The organism is Acinetobacter sp. UNC436CL71CviS28 (assembly GCF_000620525.1).
In the GTDB taxonomy this organism is placed as follows: domain Bacteria; phylum Pseudomonadota; class Gammaproteobacteria; order Pseudomonadales; family Moraxellaceae; genus Acinetobacter; species Acinetobacter radioresistens.
This window is the reverse complement of the sequence record NZ_JIBB01000013.1, coordinates 1-15,705: the sequence shown is the minus strand read 5'-3', so window position 1 is coordinate 15,705 and position 15,705 is coordinate 1. Positions and strand designations below refer to the sequence as shown.

At 42.8% G+C, this 15,705-nt stretch carries 13 protein-coding genes; 6 read left to right on the top strand and 7 right to left on the bottom strand.

The window, feature by feature from the left end; translation table 11 throughout:
* The first annotated feature begins 339 nt into the window (after positions 1–339).
* Complete coding sequence (locus N518_RS0106475; RefSeq protein WP_005017013.1) at positions 340–1,110, top strand: IclR family transcriptional regulator; 771 nt, start codon at positions 340–342, stop codon at positions 1,108–1,110.
* A 227-nt stretch (positions 1,111–1,337) separates the two neighbouring features.
* On the opposite strand, the gene N518_RS0106470 is transcribed toward N518_RS0106475, so the two are convergent.
* Positions 1,338–1,952 (bottom strand): alpha-ketoglutarate-dependent dioxygenase AlkB family protein, encoded by a 615-nt coding sequence (locus N518_RS0106470; RefSeq protein ID WP_005017014.1) that lies wholly within the window; start codon positions 1,950–1,952, stop codon positions 1,338–1,340.
* A 148-nt stretch (positions 1,953–2,100) separates the two neighbouring features.
* Between N518_RS0106470 and N518_RS0106465 the strand changes: the two genes are divergently transcribed.
* On the top strand, positions 2,101–3,903 hold the full coding sequence (locus N518_RS0106465; RefSeq protein WP_005017016.1) for an ABC transporter ATP-binding protein: 1,803 nt from the start codon (positions 2,101–2,103) through the stop codon (positions 3,901–3,903).
* Between the two features lie 69 nt (positions 3,904–3,972).
* Here N518_RS0106465 and pgsA read toward each other — a convergent pair whose 3' ends face one another.
* From pgsA to lpxO, 4 genes are all read right to left on the bottom strand, one after another.
* Entirely contained in the window at positions 3,973–4,560 is a 588-nt protein-coding gene (gene pgsA, locus N518_RS0106460) for a CDP-diacylglycerol--glycerol-3-phosphate 3-phosphatidyltransferase (RefSeq protein ID WP_005017019.1), read from the bottom strand.
* Positions 4,561–4,666: 106 nt separating this feature from the next.
* Positions 4,667–5,464, bottom strand: coding sequence for an acyl-CoA thioesterase (locus tag N518_RS0106455; RefSeq protein ID WP_005023051.1), 798 nt, complete (start codon positions 5,462–5,464; stop codon positions 4,667–4,669).
* A gap of 107 nt (positions 5,465–5,571) precedes the next feature.
* The gene (gene uvrC, locus N518_RS0106450) at positions 5,572–7,371 is read right to left on the bottom strand and encodes an excinuclease ABC subunit UvrC (RefSeq protein WP_017400659.1); all 1,800 of its coding nucleotides are present in this window, start codon (positions 7,369–7,371) and stop codon (positions 5,572–5,574) included.
* 500 nt (positions 7,372–7,871) lie between these two features.
* A complete protein-coding gene (gene lpxO / locus N518_RS0106445) occupies positions 7,872–8,786 on the bottom strand; it encodes a lipid A hydroxylase LpxO (protein WP_005023047.1) in 915 nt (304 codons plus the stop codon).
* 539 nt (positions 8,787–9,325) lie between these two features.
* On the opposite strand from lpxO, the gene fadB reads away from it, so the two are divergent.
* The 3 genes from fadB (at position 9,326) to N518_RS0106430 (ending at position 13,679) form a co-directional block, all read left to right on the top strand.
* Positions 9,326–11,476 (top strand): fatty acid oxidation complex subunit alpha FadB, encoded by a 2,151-nt coding sequence (fadB, locus tag N518_RS0106440; protein ID WP_010700180.1) that lies wholly within the window; start codon positions 9,326–9,328, stop codon positions 11,474–11,476.
* A 12-nt stretch (positions 11,477–11,488) separates the two neighbouring features.
* Positions 11,489–12,661 carry an acetyl-CoA C-acyltransferase FadA gene (gene fadA / locus N518_RS0106435; protein WP_005017032.1) on the top strand — a complete coding sequence of 391 codons (1,173 nt, stop codon included), beginning with the start codon at positions 11,489–11,491 and terminating at the stop codon, positions 12,659–12,661.
* Positions 12,662–12,830: 169 nt separating this feature from the next.
* Positions 12,831–13,679, top strand: coding sequence for a lipoprotein (locus N518_RS0106430; protein WP_392390225.1), 849 nt, complete (start codon positions 12,831–12,833; stop codon positions 13,677–13,679).
* Positions 13,680–13,771: 92 nt separating this feature from the next.
* On the opposite strand, the gene N518_RS0106425 is transcribed toward N518_RS0106430, so the two are convergent.
* Positions 13,772–14,521, bottom strand: a complete 750-nt coding sequence (locus tag N518_RS0106425) for a hypothetical protein (RefSeq protein ID WP_026444077.1) — start codon at positions 14,519–14,521, stop codon at positions 13,772–13,774.
* A gap of 202 nt (positions 14,522–14,723) precedes the next feature.
* On the opposite strand from N518_RS0106425, the gene N518_RS0106420 reads away from it, so the two are divergent.
* Positions 14,724–15,428, top strand: a complete 705-nt coding sequence (locus N518_RS0106420; protein ID WP_026444076.1) for a DsbA family oxidoreductase — start codon at positions 14,724–14,726, stop codon at positions 15,426–15,428.
* Here N518_RS0106420 and N518_RS16720 read toward each other — a convergent pair.
* Positions 15,419–15,705, bottom strand: a 287-nt coding sequence (locus N518_RS16720; protein ID WP_121980293.1) for an IS30 family transposase, incomplete at its 5' end; no start/stop codon positions are given. The genes N518_RS0106420 and N518_RS16720 overlap by 10 nt on opposite strands.

Here is a 15,705-nt window from a genome sequence, read left to right as displayed (position 1 = left end):
AGATATTGCAGCAGTCAACACATCCCCGTTTTAAAAGCAGGATCAATGTTCAGGTAAGTTTTCTTTCAGACGAAAGAAAAGGAGAGAATAAACAGCACTTATTTTAATCTTGATAGTTTCTAAATAAGATACTTAATGTGAGTATTTTTTCAAATAAACACGAAATAGTCAATAAAGTATCTTATTATGATAATAAATAAATTATTTTGATTACTAGTTATTCCTTAAGCGTACTTTAATAGGCCAAGTTTTCCAGCCTGAAAATATATTCACCGGTCTCTACAATTTGTTATAAAGGTAATAGCTCATCATTAAGATTTTGGACAACAGTAGGTATACATGGCACTTTCTAGTTTTGGCAAGATTCTGACGGTTCTTGATTTATTTTCAGTTTCACGGCCTGTCATCAATGTTGACATTATCTGTGAGGAACTCGGCCTGTCCAAACCGACCAGTTATCGCTACCTCAAGGAACTGGTTTCTTCAGACATCCTGCAGCGTATTAGTGGTACATCAGGTGATTATACGCTGGGTTCAAAAATTGCTGTACTGGACTATATTTCACGTACAACTGATCCTGTAGTACAGGCCAGCAGTCCGTTTATGAGTGAAATTGCAGAACGCACCGAATTGTGCTGTCTGCTTACTCACCTTAATCAGGATTACTGCATTGATGTGCATCATGAGGTTTTCCGTAATACCGACCTGCTGTCCTATGGTCGTGGTTGTCCACGTCCGGTATACGTCGGGTCTTCTCCCAAGGTTATCTTGGCACATCTGCCAAAACAGCGTCTCCATAATTATTATGAACGCTTTGCTACCCAGCTCTCTGAAGTCGGCTTTGCGCAGGACCTGGAAAGCTTTATACAACAGATGAAAAAAATTAAAAAACAGGGTTATTATTTTTCTCAGGGCGAGCTCGACCCACGGGTATCCGGTCTGTCTGTACCCATCCGGTTTTCTTCTAAAGAAGCGCCTATGGCATTAACTGTACTGGCTTCAAGAAGCCGCTTTGAGTTTATTAACGTCAGTAAACTGATTGAGACATTGAAAGAAAATGCTGCACAAATCGAGAAGAAATTTTCTGTTATTTCAGAAGAAGGGAACTGATCTATTAAGTAATAATCTATACGATAATTTACATAAATTACTCGAAGAGATTTCTTGTAATTTTAAATAAATTCTCATATGATGATTTTGTTCTTCAGTAATTGCCAAAAGTGTTCCATGACATTACTGTTCTGTTTTTTCGAAAACAGCTCCTCTGAATAAAACAGCCCATGTCCTCCACACATGGGCTGTTTTATTTTATTGTCTCTGCTGGTCTGCCCTGCTTTTTAGCCCTCTGGCCAGAAATACCGAAATGTAAGATTAATACGGGGTTCCTGTACCCGAGTGCTTTTCATTAAGGCATGTTTCCAGAAATGCTGGGTTTCATCGCGCATTAACAGCAATTGCCCATGCTGTAATAAGACCTCTATCTTGTCATTTTGGGTTTTATGCCTAAAACAGAATTTACGGGTTGCCCCCAGACTGACAGAAGCAATCACCGGATTTTGACCTAGAGTTTTTTCATCATCACTATGCCAGCCCATGCCTTGGCTGCCATCTTGGTACAAGTTGGCCAGACATGAGTTAAACTGTTGGCCCGTCAGTTTTTCAATATACTGTTTAAGTTTCCAGAGACTGTCATCCCATATATGTCCTTTTCGTGTAATACCTGAATAGCGGTATTCAAATTTTTCATCACCATACCAGGCGATCATACGGCTGGTTCGTATATGCTTGCCATAAAGGATAACTTCATCATGCTGCCAGGCCAGCTGTTGTAGAAAATATTGCAGATAGGCTGTTGCGTCTGTCTCGGTCAGTATCTGACCATAATCTTTAACAGAGCCGTTATAAGGCAGCAGATTTGATCGGGGCTGGGCCGCAAAGAGCTCAAGGTTCATTACTGCTCCGGTCAGATCAGGGTAATACTTATTTTAAACATGGTTTTATCACTTTGCTCAATTCACAAATTGTCACAGAGCGGTGGGTTGAGCCGGTATATTTAAATCCTTAGACTGAATTTAGAACTTAAGAACAAGAACGACCTGCATGAATTTATGGCATTTATTTAAAAAGATCTCCCCTTTTGTCAGGCCGTACCGCCTGCTGGTTATGGCAACACTGGGCTTGACGCTAATCGGTGCATTTACGGCCCAGGTCAATGCACTGACCTTGCAGTATGCTGTCGACAGTATTAACCGTCTGGTCGAAGCTGGTCAGGGACTGAATGCAGGCTGGCATATTCTGGTTACCATTAGTGTAATTCTGCTGGGGAAGGAAATTATTAGTGCACTGGTTTCCTTTGGCCAAAAATTTTATGGTGAAAAACTTAGAATTCTGGTGTCACAAGACTTGGCCCAAGGCATTATTGAAAAATTTTTGACCTATCGGCTGGCCTTTTTTAACCAGGAAAATAATCAGGCAGGCAAATTACAGACACGAATTGACCGCGGAATCGGGTCTTTGACCCGACTGGTACAGATTTTTTTTATTGATATCTTGCCTCTATTTACCAGTGCAATTGTCGCGCTTGGTCTCATGTTTTATGCCAATGTCTGGGTAGGACTTGTGGCCCTATGTATCGTGCCGGTATATTTCTGGCTAACCTACAAACAAGCCCAGAAGCTGGGAGGATGGCGGCGCAACCTGCGCGATGGAAGAGAAAAAAAGAGTCAGGGCATTTTGAGTATTATTAACTCAATTACCGTAATTAAATCTTTTAATCGCGAGTCGATAGAAGCAGAGAAACAGCTCAAGCTACAAAAAGAACTGACCCAAAACCAGATGCGTACCCGTCAGACCAGCTTTTTGTTTGATGGCATGAAAACCTTTATTGAACAGATCGGTATTGTTCTGATCATTATTCTGACTGCGTATTTTGTTCTGTCCGGCCAGATGAGTATAGGGATGATCATGTATCACGTACTACTCTTCAATAACGTTTCTGCCCCTATTCGCTCGTTGCACCGTATTTATGATGAAGTTAATGATGCCATGATTTATTCAGAGAGTTTTTTCCAGATTCTGGAGGCTGATGATGAAATTGAATCAAGCGGTACACGCAAGCCGGTTATTCAGGGCCAGTTCGAGCTAGAAAATGTCGATTTTTATTATCCAAATGGACATCATGCTCTCAAGAATATAAATATGCAGACTCAACCCAACCGTATTACTGCACTGGTAGGCCTGTCTGGTGCCGGAAAATCCACTCTTATCAGTCTGCTGGATAAATTTTATCTTCCAGCCTCAGGTAAACTCTACCTCGACGGAGTTCCAATTGAAGAGATTGATACGGCCTATCTGCGTGACCATATTGGTCTAGTGCTGCAAAAAAACCACATTTTTCAGGGTTCAATTCTTGAAAATATTCGTTATGGTAAGACTGATGCATCGCTGGATGAAGTCATCGAAGCGGCACGGAAAGCATCTATCCATGAGCAGATCATGCAGTTGCAACATAGCTATGAGACGGATGCCCTGATGCTTTCTGGTGGTCAGCAGCAGCGCATTGCTTTGGCACGGATGTTCCTTAAAGATCCACCGATTATTTTTCTGGATGAGCCCACTGCAAGTCTGGACGCGATTGCTTCCGAGCAGATCAAGCAGAGCCTAGACAAGATCAAGCAGGGACGGACGGTTATCATTATTTCACATAGCCTGTCACAGATCATTGACGCCGACTATACGTATGTCATGAAAGAGGGACGAATCGTCGAGCACGGCGAACATGATGCACTTTATCATCAGGACGGAGTTTATAAGGAAATTTTCAATGCCATGGCGAAAAGCCTAAATATTGAAAAAATTGCCAAGACTTTTGGTGAAGAGGCTGAGGAAGAAACTCACAGTTAAGGCCTGTATTGGCTTAAAGAAAGTTATAAAAAATCCCCTGTATCATGGGGATTTTTTATAGGGCCACTGTTAAGGCTGCTTTAAATAAGGCCAGGCGGCCTTTAGATAAATAAACATTGACCATAAGGTTAAAAGCACTGCGGTATAAAGCAGTGCATAAGCAATTAATTCAAGCGGCGGCCAGTTCAGCAGAAATACAGAAATCGCAATCATCTGAAATGCTGTTTTGTACTTACCCACCGTAGAAACAGCTACGCTGGTCCGAGCTCCCAGTTCTGCCATCCATTCACGTAAGGCGGAAACTGTAATCTCACGAGAAATAATAACAATCGCAGCAAAGGCCATTGAAATTGTCGGTTGCCATTGCACCAGCACAATCAGTGCCGCTGCAACCATCAGTTTATCTGCCACAGGGTCAAGAAAGCGCCCAAAGGCTGAAGTCTGATTCAAGGTTCGGGCCAGATAGCCATCGAACCAGTCGGTTACTGCAGCAAGCACAAAAATTGCAGTCAAAATAATATGCCGGGTCATACTGCTTTCATGCCCACTTACCTGCATTGCAGGTGGCCAGTAAACCACCAGCAAAAATACCGGAATCAATCCGATACGTGCCAAAGTCAAGATGTTCGGAATATTCAGGATACGACCTGTAGTCATAGACACCGCCAGTGTTTCCCCCTACCACATGATCATGTAATAGAAAATTTTGAGGATTTATCCATTTTTAGTAGGGTCACTTTATACGAAATGATATTTAGTGTCACTAGGCAAACACTGTTACAGTCTGCCGGGAAATCGCAATCAGGCGATTTTCGGCATCCCAGATATGGGCATATTCGGTTGAATAGCCGTCCCCTGCAAAATCTGTAAAAGCTTTATATTTAAACCAGTCATGCAACTCATGCTGGACCGGATGTACCAAAGTGATATGCCACGTCAAGGAACTGGCAGGAGCCACCTGTTTAAAGAGCGGTATCACAGCAGGTGGCCAGATATCCATCAAGGTCAACAAATGAGCCAGCTCAAGTTCGCTATTATCATGAAATTCGGGCTTAAACCGGAACCAGCCACCAAAGTCTGGAGTTTTGCTGCCACTACAGGGTAACTGCCCTTCGGCCCAGCACAGTTCAAACTGCTGATAACACAGTGGTAAGAAGCCCTCCCGATAAGGCAGACAGTTTAATTGTTCAGGCAACGGATAGTCAGGAGCATGACGCTCCTGATGGACTTCAATTGCAGATGGGCGCTCAGCACCAAAGCTGGCCAGCAGAATACTTTGGACTTCATCATTCTGCCATAACCTTACCTCTACCGTCGTTACGGATTTACCTTCACGTAACACCTCAGCGGTGATTCTGGCACGACTCTCCTGTACCGGGCCAACAAAGGTCACACTAGTGCTCAACAGCCGTTTTTGCAGATCATTGACAGTTGCTACAGCCTTGTGCATCAGGATTCCCGCTACCAGTCCGCCATAAATGGTCCGGCCCTGTAACCAGCCTGCTGGAATATCAATCTCTTCTGAAACTGTCACAGCCTGAAAAAGTTGTTTTAATGACATCCCTTGCCTCAATTATTCTTGTGCTCGGGCCATCATGACAAGTTTTTTAAGTGCTGTGAATGGCTGCTGACTCGGGAGTCATCCTCTACTTTGGTAATTTTTGCCTATTATTCATGCAGTATTTTATAAATCGTTCGAGCCAGTGCCGGACCCAAACCGGGAACTACCATTAACTCTTTTTCTGAAGCCTTCAGTACACCTTGAATCCCACCAAAATGGGTAAGCAGGTCACGCCGGCGCTTTGGACCAAGACCCGGTATGGCTTCCAGAACCGAACCTGCACGGCGTTTGTCCCGCTTGGCACGGTGCCGGGTTATAGCAAAACGGTGTGCCTCATCACGTACCTGCTGAATCAGATGCAATGCTTTATGGTCTTCAGCGAGCTGAATCTTGCGGCCATCCGTAAAGTGCAGGGTTTCTAGTCCCGGTTTACGTCCTTCACCTTTAGAAACACCTACCATGAAAGCAACCAGACCCAAGTCTTGCATGACTTCCATTGCCATATGTAACTGGCCTTTACCGCCGTCAATCAGCAGCAAGTCTGGTAACAGACTTTTTTTATAACGCCGGGTCAGAGCTTGCCGCATGGCTGCGTAATCGTCTCCCCCGGTGATATCCTGAATGGCAAACTGCCGGTAGTCACGTTTACGTGCTCCTCCCTGATCAAATACAACGCATGAGGCAATCGGTGCTTCACCCATAGTATGCGAAATGTCAAAACACTCAATCCGGTCAATTGGCCGGCCCATGACCTGCTCTAGCTGGTGAAAGCGTTCATGCAATTCAAGATGGTTGCTCAGCTGCCCCTTAATGGCATGTTGCACGTTCATGACTGCAAGCTCCTGCCATTCGGCACGGGTTTCCCGTACTTTATGCTTGATCTGTACTTTCTTGCCAAATTCAGTCTGAATAGCCTGTTCAAGTTCCTGCGTGTTAGGTAAGGCTACATTTACAATCAGCTCAGCCGGAACCTCATCAGCTACCTGAAAATAAAAGTTAGCCATAAAGTCACTAAGCATCTGTCCTAGGTCATCATTTTGCATGTCGGGAAAATAGCTTTTACCCCCTAACATCCGGCCATTACGCACATGCATAATCTGGACACAGGTTACTCCGGCCTGATAGGCAATTGCCAGAATATCGGCTTCACCCTTGACCTTATAAACTGCCTGCTGGGCTTGTACTTCGCGCAACAGTCCCAGACGGTCCCGATAAAATACGGCCTTTTCAAATTCGAGCTTTTCTGCGGCCTCTTCCATTTTGGCAATCAGTTCCTGATTCAGCTCTTTGGTATCACCTTGCAGAAAGCGAATGGTATTCTTTACATCTTCCTGATAATCCTCAGGACTTACCAGTCCGACGCACGGTGCAGAACAACGCTTAATCTGATATTGCAGACACGGCCGTTTGCGCTGGGCAAAATAGCTGTTTTCACACTGGCGTACATTAAACAGCTTTTCCAGTACCACTAAGGTGTCACGAGCACTATATGCACTGGGATAGGGTCCAAAAAACTTGCCAACCTGATGCTTGCCCTTGCCCCGGCCACTGGCTACCCGTGGATAAGGCTTGTCACTCGACACAAAAATATAGACATAAGATTTATCATCACGCAGCATGATATTGTACGGCGGACGGTGCAGCTTGATCAGGTTTTGTTCAAGTAATAAGGCTTCTGTTTCAGACCGGGTGATTAGAGTCTGAATATCATAAATACGTGCCACCAGTGCCTGAGTTTTGGGATGCTCGATAGTTTTAACAAAATAGCTCGACACACGATTTTTTAAATTCTTGGCTTTTCCTACATATAAGAGTTCACCATCTTTACCCAACATACGGTATACCCCGGGTAAAGTGGTCATGTTTGCCAGAATTTTTTCTATATGTTCGCGTGCATTTTCGTTCACATGGGGCCTATATTGACAAGATCTTGCTCTTCACATGATGTGATGCTTTTACTGGCTTTTTCAAGCATCTTCACAATTTTCAAAGAAATTCACTAGCCTTTAACATCAAACTCATTACGTATAGATATATTATTTGAAAAATCAAATTTTGCTGGTCATTTAAGAAAACACCTGTGAAGAAATATTAATCCCTGATCTTGCTAGCCGGTTTTGTTTATACTTAAAAAATTGAATATTAGTTATCAAATAATGGTCTGAATATTTTAAATTTATTTAATTTTCAGAAATATCAATTATAGAACAGGAAACTGTATTAAACAGAGTAAAATAGCTTACGACTTATAGCAATGGGTTCATTAGTCCTGATTCAAAACACCTTTAAAAGTGCACATTCTATTTTTATCAAAATTGATCTATCTGTTTTGATGTACATCCTGCTAAGTTATGCCTGATTTATCAAAGCATTCGAATATAAAAATGCCCCGCAGGGCATTAAATTTTTAAGTAATATATGGCCGGATAAAAATCAGGAAGAAAATACCCAGCATTAAAAACCATTTTAAAACGTAATAAAGTTGGCGATTGGTCTTTTTCAATGCTTTAGCTTTAAGCCTGATCTGGTAGACATAAGCAAACAATTTATTTAAACCGCCTGTCTGGTCGCCAGCCTCATTCGGCGAGCTGGCCGCAGTCATCACTTTTTTACCAAACCAATGATTAAAATTTTGCATCAAACGTGTTTTTAATGGACGCTCTACATCGCAAAACAGAATAATCCGGTTTTCATCTGTCTTGTTCTCTGCATAATGGATATAGGTTTCGTCGAAAACTACACTCTCCCCGTCCCGCCATGAGTAACGTTGACCATCTACATCAATAAAGCAGCGATCATCATTAGGTGTCAATAAACCCAGATGATAGCGTAATGAACCAGCATAGGGGTCGCGATGTCGAACTAACCGGCTATCTGGGGCCAGCTCAGTAAACATGGCAGCTTTAATGGTCGGTAATGTTTTTAATAGGGCCGTGGTTTTTGGACAGAGTTCTGCTGCAGACGGATGGCTAGAATCATACCATTTCAGGTAAAAACGTTTCCATCCAGTCTTAAAGAACGAATTAAAACCCAGATCGTTATAACTGCTGGCTGCCTTGATCCCGCCCTGCTGGTACAAGGCTCTGGCCTCATCCCGAATCATTTCCCAATGCTCGTCCAAGGTTTGCAAATCCTTAAAATGCTGGGTAGCAATATAAGGCTGGTTAGGTACCTTGGAAAACAGGTACATTAAAAAATTAATCGGTGCGAGAAGCGTTGAATGGTCAAAAAATTGACGATAGAACGAATGACGCACTTTACCGCGATTTTGGATATATAACGCTGAAATCACAAAAATCGCCAATACGATCCATTTAATCATATAGCTACTCTGCAACATAAAAAGAGAGAGATTAGAGCTGCTCGACAGGTCAATGGCTCTGTAAATGGCGGCGATTTTATCAAATGTTGATAAAAAAGACGATAAAGGGTAGCCAAAATAGAACTCTATCTAATGATGTATTATCAATAACAACTCCTAAACATAACAATTTCAGTGCATTCAGAAATTTTAAAATTGAATTTAACAGGTTACTAAAACATAACCTGAGTATTTAAACTGCCTATTACGGTAGATATTCTCTTGTTTTCTATAAATAGTTTACATCAACTGATTAAAATAATAATTATTATAATTAATGACTTATTTCAAATAATCTATCAAAGATTTACTTATTGGAATCACAACCAGAATATTGTCCTTTAAAATTGATGACCCTTGCGTCACGGCTTGATACAACTTGTTATGTTCTTTTTGGATATAGTTATCGTAAGATTAGCGGAGCATCGATGTGTGCGGGAAATGTACACACGCTTCATTACATCAACTTAGAAGTCCTCCAAAATAAAGGAGATCAGGGCATGATCCACGCTGGCAATGCCATTACCGTCCAAATGCTTGAGGACGGGATTGCAGAATTCCGCTTTGACTTACAAGGTGAGTCGGTTAACAAATTCAACCGTGCAACGATTGAAGATTTCAAGGCTGCGATTGACGCCGTATCCGCTGCTGATATTCAGGGTTTAATCGTTACTTCAGGCAAATCTACATTTATCGTTGGTGCTGATATCACTGAATTCGGTGATAACTTTGCACAAGGTGAGCAGGCAATTGTTGATTGGGCGATGCCTGTCCATGAAATTTTTAACAGCTTTGAAGACCTGGACATTCCTAAAGTGGCTGCTATTAATGGCATGGCACTGGGTGGCGGTTTTGAAATGTGTCTGGTCTGTGACTACCGTGTCATGTCAGAACAAGCACAGGTGGGCTTACCTGAAATCAAGCTGGGGATCTTCCCGGGTTTTGGCGGTACAGTTCGTTTAAGTCGTGTTATTGGTATTGATAACGCTGTTGAATGGATGGCAACTGCTGCACCGAAAAAACCGGCTGCTGCACTAAAAGACGGTGCTGTTGATGCTGTTGTGTCAGCTGATAAGCTCAAAGATGCTGCTGTTGATCTGGTTAAGCAGGCTATTCATGGCCGTCTGGACTGGAAAACCAAGCGTCAGGAAAAGCTCGACCCTGTAAAATTGAGTACACTTGAGCAAATGATGGCGTTTAATACAGCCAAGGGTGCGGTACTGGCTAAAGCTAATCCGGCTCAATATCCTGCTCCAAAACTACTATTGGATTCTTTGCAGGCAGGTGCAAGCTTACATCGTGACGAAGCTTTGAAAGCTGAAGCTGAAGGTTTTGCCAAAGCAGCCATTACTCCGCAAGCAGGAGCACTTATTGGTCTGTTCTTAAATGACCAGGTTGTGAAAAAAGCTTCTAAACAGCATGAAAAAGGTGCACATCCTGTAAATCAGGCAGCTGTTCTGGGTGCAGGGATCATGGGTGGCGGTATTGCTTACCAAGCGGCAAGCAAAGGTACACCAATTATCATGAAAGATATTGGTAACCCGCAACTGGCCCTGGGTATGTCTGAGGCAAACAAACTGCTGACCAAGCAGGTTGAACGCAAGAAAATGAAACCTGCGCAAATGGGTGAAACCCTGGCACGTATCCGCCCGACTTTAAGCTATGAAGAGTTTAAAGAAGTAGATATCGTGATTGAAGCAGTCACTGAAAACCCAAGAATTAAAGAAGCAGTTCTGGCAGATACTGAAAAATCGGTACGTGAGAATACAATTATTGCATCCAATACTTCTACAATTTCGATTACGCGCCTGGCAAAAGCCTTACAGCGTCCGGAAAACTTTGTTGGTATGCACTTCTTTAACCCGGTACACATGATGCCGCTGGTTGAAGTCATCCGGGGTGAAAAGACATCTGAAGAAGCAATCGCAACAACAGTAGTTCTCGCCCAGAAAATGGGTAAAACTCCGATTGTTGTTAACGACTGTCCGGGCTTCCTGGTTAACCGTGTATTATTCCCTTACTTCGGTGCATTTGACCTGTTACTTAAAGATGGTGCTGACTTCCAGCAAATCGATAAAGTCATGGAAAAATTTGGCTGGCCAATGGGTCCTGCTTATCTGATGGATGTTGTGGGTATCGATACCGGCGTACATGGTGCAGAAGTCATGGCTGAAGGTTTCCCTGACCGTATGAAGCCAGATTACAAAGGTTCTATCCAGACCATGTATGAAGCAAAACGCCTGGGTCAGAAAAATGATGTCGGTTTCTATAAATATGAGCTCGACCGTAAAGGCAAGAAAGCCAAAACTGTTGACCCGACTGCCTATGATGTCATTGCTCCGGTAATATCAGGTGAAAAACGCGAATTTGATCCTCAGGAAATCATTGACCGCATGATGCTGGCTTTCTGTAATGAAACAGTTCGTTGCCTGGAAGACAACATTGTGGCTACTCCAGCTGAAGCAGATATGGCGATGATCATGGGTGTAGGCTTCCCTCCATTCCGTGGTGGCCCATGCCGTTACATTGATCAGACCGGTGTTGCTGAATATGTAGCGCTTTGCGATAAATATGCGCACCTAGGTAAAGCTTATGAAGCGCCACAAATGTTGCGTGACATGGCAGCTAACAATAAAAAATTCTACGGTTAAGGAGTGACGTGAATGGCTACTTTAAATCCACGTGACGTTGTGATTGTTGATGGTGTACGTACAGCCATGGGCAAATCGAAAAACGGTATGTTCCGCAATGTACGTGCCGACACCATGTCTGCTGAACTTATCCGTGCACTAATGGTACGTAACGAATTCGACCCGAATGAAGTTGAAGACGTGATCTGGGGCTGTGTAAACCAGACCCTTGAACAAGGTATGAACATTGCCCGTAATATTGCTTTGCTGGCAGACCTTCCAAAAACTGTTGCCGGTCAAACCGTTAACCGTCTTTGTGGTTCTTCTATGCAGGCAATCCACACTGCGGCTGCACAGATCGCGACTAACCAGGGTGATATCTTCATCATCGGTGGTGTAGAGCATATGGGCCATGTAGGCATGATGCACGGTATCGACCTGAACCCGGCTGCTTCCAAGCATTATGCTAAAGCATCTAACATGATGGGTCTGACTGCTGAAATGCTGGGCCGTATGAACGGCATTACCCGTGAAGAACAGGATGCCTTTGGTGTGGAATCACACCGTCGTGCTTGGGCTGCGACTGAAAATGGTCTGTTCCAGAACGAGATTGTGGGTATTGAAGGTCATAATGCTGACGGTTATAAAGTATTGTGTGATATCGATGAAGTAATCCGTCCGGATGCCAATATTGAATCTTTCCGTGCTTTACGCCCAGTATTCGACCCTAAAGGCGGTACAGTCACTGCTGCAACCTCTTCTGCATTGTCTGATGGCGCATCTGCCATGTTACTGATGTCTGCTGAACGAGCTCAGTCTCTCGGCCTGAAACCACGTGCCGTAATTCGCTCTATGGCAGTTGCAGGCTGTGATGCTGCGATCATGGGTTATGGCCCGGTTCCAGCAACCCAGAAAGCACTAAAACGTGCTGGTCTCTCGATTGCTGACATGCAGACAGTTGAGCTAAATGAAGCATTTGCCGCACAAGGTCTGTCTGTACTGAAAGGTTTAGGCCTTTATGACAAACAAGACATCGTAAACTTAAGTGGTGGCGCAATTGCGTTAGGACATCCACTGGGCTGTTCTGGTGCGCGTATTACCACTTCTCTGCTGAACATTATGGAACAGCAAGATACACAAATCGGTCTTGCGACCATGTGTATCGGTTTAGGTCAGGGTATTGCTACCATTATCGAACGTGTTTAATTCTTAAAATACTAAACTTAAAGAAACCCTGCTCAATGCAGGGTTTTTTTACAATTTTTTTAATAAAAAACTTGGCTCTGCAACAAAAAGGAATCAATATCAATACTCAATGTGACGAATAATAACTTATTGCACATTTTTCTTTCACAATTAATCTTATATTTCTCAAATGAAAAAAATTTTATTCAGCTTAAGCTGTGCTGTAGTACTTACAGGTTGTAATACTATGGCGATTAAACCCGAAACACGTAGCGCTTTAGACCGTCAACAAAATGAGCTCCGACAATCTTCTGTAGCAATTTTAACTGATAGCTGTTTATCGCGTGCAGAGTTAGGGACTTCTCACATTATTGGTCAAGAAAGTGCTCAACTGGCCCTAGGCTTTAATGAGGCTCTTGCCCAGCAATTAAAAGAAGTTTCGGTTAATACAACTGTGAAATCAGCACCCTTCATTTGCGGTTTTATGCCAAAGAAACAGATAATAGGGTATGACATCCGTTTACATCCAAAGGATAAACGGCAGGAAATTAATCAGTTTCCTGTGCTTAACGCTTTAAATCACACTACGCCCAATCTATCTCAACAAGACACCCTTTTACGTCTGTTTGAAAAATTGAATAAAACCACTGTTTCACCCAACCAGAATACTTTTCAACCAGTCAATCTGGATTTATCTGCTGAAGATTTAAGTACGCTTAAAACCTTTACTCAGGCAGATAAAATGTTTGTTGTGAATATTTCCGGAGCTCAGCCGTCTTTCGGGCGTAAATTCTCACAAGCGACCTTGAGTGCAGGCGTATCACTGGCAACCATGGGAGCAGGCGCTGGACTAATTTATTATTCAATGCCGGTTGAAGGTCAACGTTATTCTTTAAATCTGATAGATCTCAGTAAAAATCAGATAGTGTGGCATCAACAAAATAACTTTGCTGGAAAACTTTATAAAGTAGAGAAAGTGGATTTTGTCGCGCCTAATTTCCTGGATCCACTTTTCCCTGCTACAGTCGCGAAAAAATAAATCGCCTTTTATTTTAACCCTAAAAAAGAATCATCCCTGAACACTACAGGGATGATTCGAGCTAGAAATAACATGATTTCGAGGTTCTTAAGCTATAGTTCTTGCTTCAAGGCTTCGACATTTTTCTGTTCAATCTTTTCGATTTCAGCATTAAGCTGTAATACTTCCTGATATAAAGTGTTGAACTGTTTTACCTGCGCATCTTCATAAAACAGAATTGTTTCACCTTGCTTGACCCATTTGTACTTTTTCAGCATTTCAAACATGGCTTCTGCTTTTTCTAGAATTTGTAGTTCTAACTGAAAAATTGCCTGATCTTCATCACTTTTCTGGCTACGTTCGAGCTTGGTGAGCATAGCTTTACGCAAATCAGTACGAATGGGTAACTGCTCTACTTTTTCTAAAGTCTGCTGTTTAATCTGGCTGGTCTGCTGCTGATACTGCTGCGAAATCTTGCGAACCTGCGCCAGCATTTGCTCAGTTTCCTTATAATTCTGTTTCCGGTCTTTATCGAGCCGGTCTACATCCAAAAAATCAACCCAGTCAGATTTCTCCAGTTCCCGTAAATAACGGTTACGTGCCTCTGCACTATTTACCCAATAGCTGAGCAAAGTATCAGCCATGAGCTGGTAATCTCCAGACAAACGCTGGTCTTTCGTTTGTAGATGTATAGGGGTGGTCCAATCTTGAGCCTGAAGATACAGCTGCTGCATTTTTTCAGTCATCACTGTTTCAAACAGCTGTGCCTGTACCTCATCCTGACGCTGTGCTGAGTACTGATAAAATAATAGAGCAAATACCGCAAAGGTCACTACACCTAAAATCATGAATATACGTGGCATATTTAGCTCCAGTGACCGCTTCATTTTTATACTAACCTGTATCAGAACATAGCACTGTTTGACTTTTATGACTAAAAACAGTTCCTTATATTTTAAAAAATGAAGGAATCCGGGCTGACTTGCATTTTATTACAGCCTCTCTCTTTAAAAGCGCTCATGTCACCCTTATCATTTGAAATGAAGCATAGAAAAGAGAAACAGCATGCGTGTAGATATCTGGTCAGATGTAGTCTGTCCTTTCTGCTATATCGGAAAGAAACGTTTAGAGTCGGCAGCTGAACAGGCAGGAGTCGAACTTGAAGTCTATTGGCATAGCTATGAGCTTGATCCAGAAGCACCAGTCAAGCATGAACAGTCCAATACAGAGCGTCTGGCCCAGAAATACGGGCGTACAGTTGAAGAAATGGAAGAAATGCAGCAAAGAATTGCTGCTATGGCCGCAGAAGAAGGAATTGAATTTAACTGGAAACAAGCAAATTCAGGTAACACTTTTGATGCTCACCGTATTATCCATCTAGCCCAGAGTAAAGGTTTAGGTAATCAGGCCGAAGAAGCATTTTTCTATACTTATATGACACAGGGCTTAGCCATTGGCGAGCGCGAAACAGTAGAAGATGTGGCAGCGCGGATCGGGTTAGATGCAGCGGAAGTCGAATATGTACTAGATACTGATACCTTCGCAGATTTTGTGCAGCATGATGAGAAGCTGGCTCGTGAACAGCTTAAAGTTACGGGGGTTCCTTTTTTTGTGTTTGACCAGCGTATTGCTCTGGCAGGTGCACAGCCACGTGATGTGTTCATACAAGTTTTTGACCAGGTTTTAAAGACACAGCAGGAAACAAGTATAAATCAGCCAGAAGATGGCGTAGTTTGTACCGATGAGAACTGTGGGCGAATTCAAACATGAGGTGCGACAGTTTGAAAAGTCTTATGATAATCAACAAGCTGAGCAAATTTCTCTAATGGTGTAAGCCAATCTAACGCTTTTCTAGGACGAGTATTCAGTGACATGGCAACTTGATTTAAATAATGCTGATCTGCCTGATTTAAATCAATCCCTTTAGGTAAATATTGCCTAATTAAACCATTCATATTTTCGCATGTGCCTTTTTGCCAGGGTGAATGTGGGTCACAGAAATATACATCTATGCCTAAATCTTCTTCAAGTATTTTATGTTCTGCCA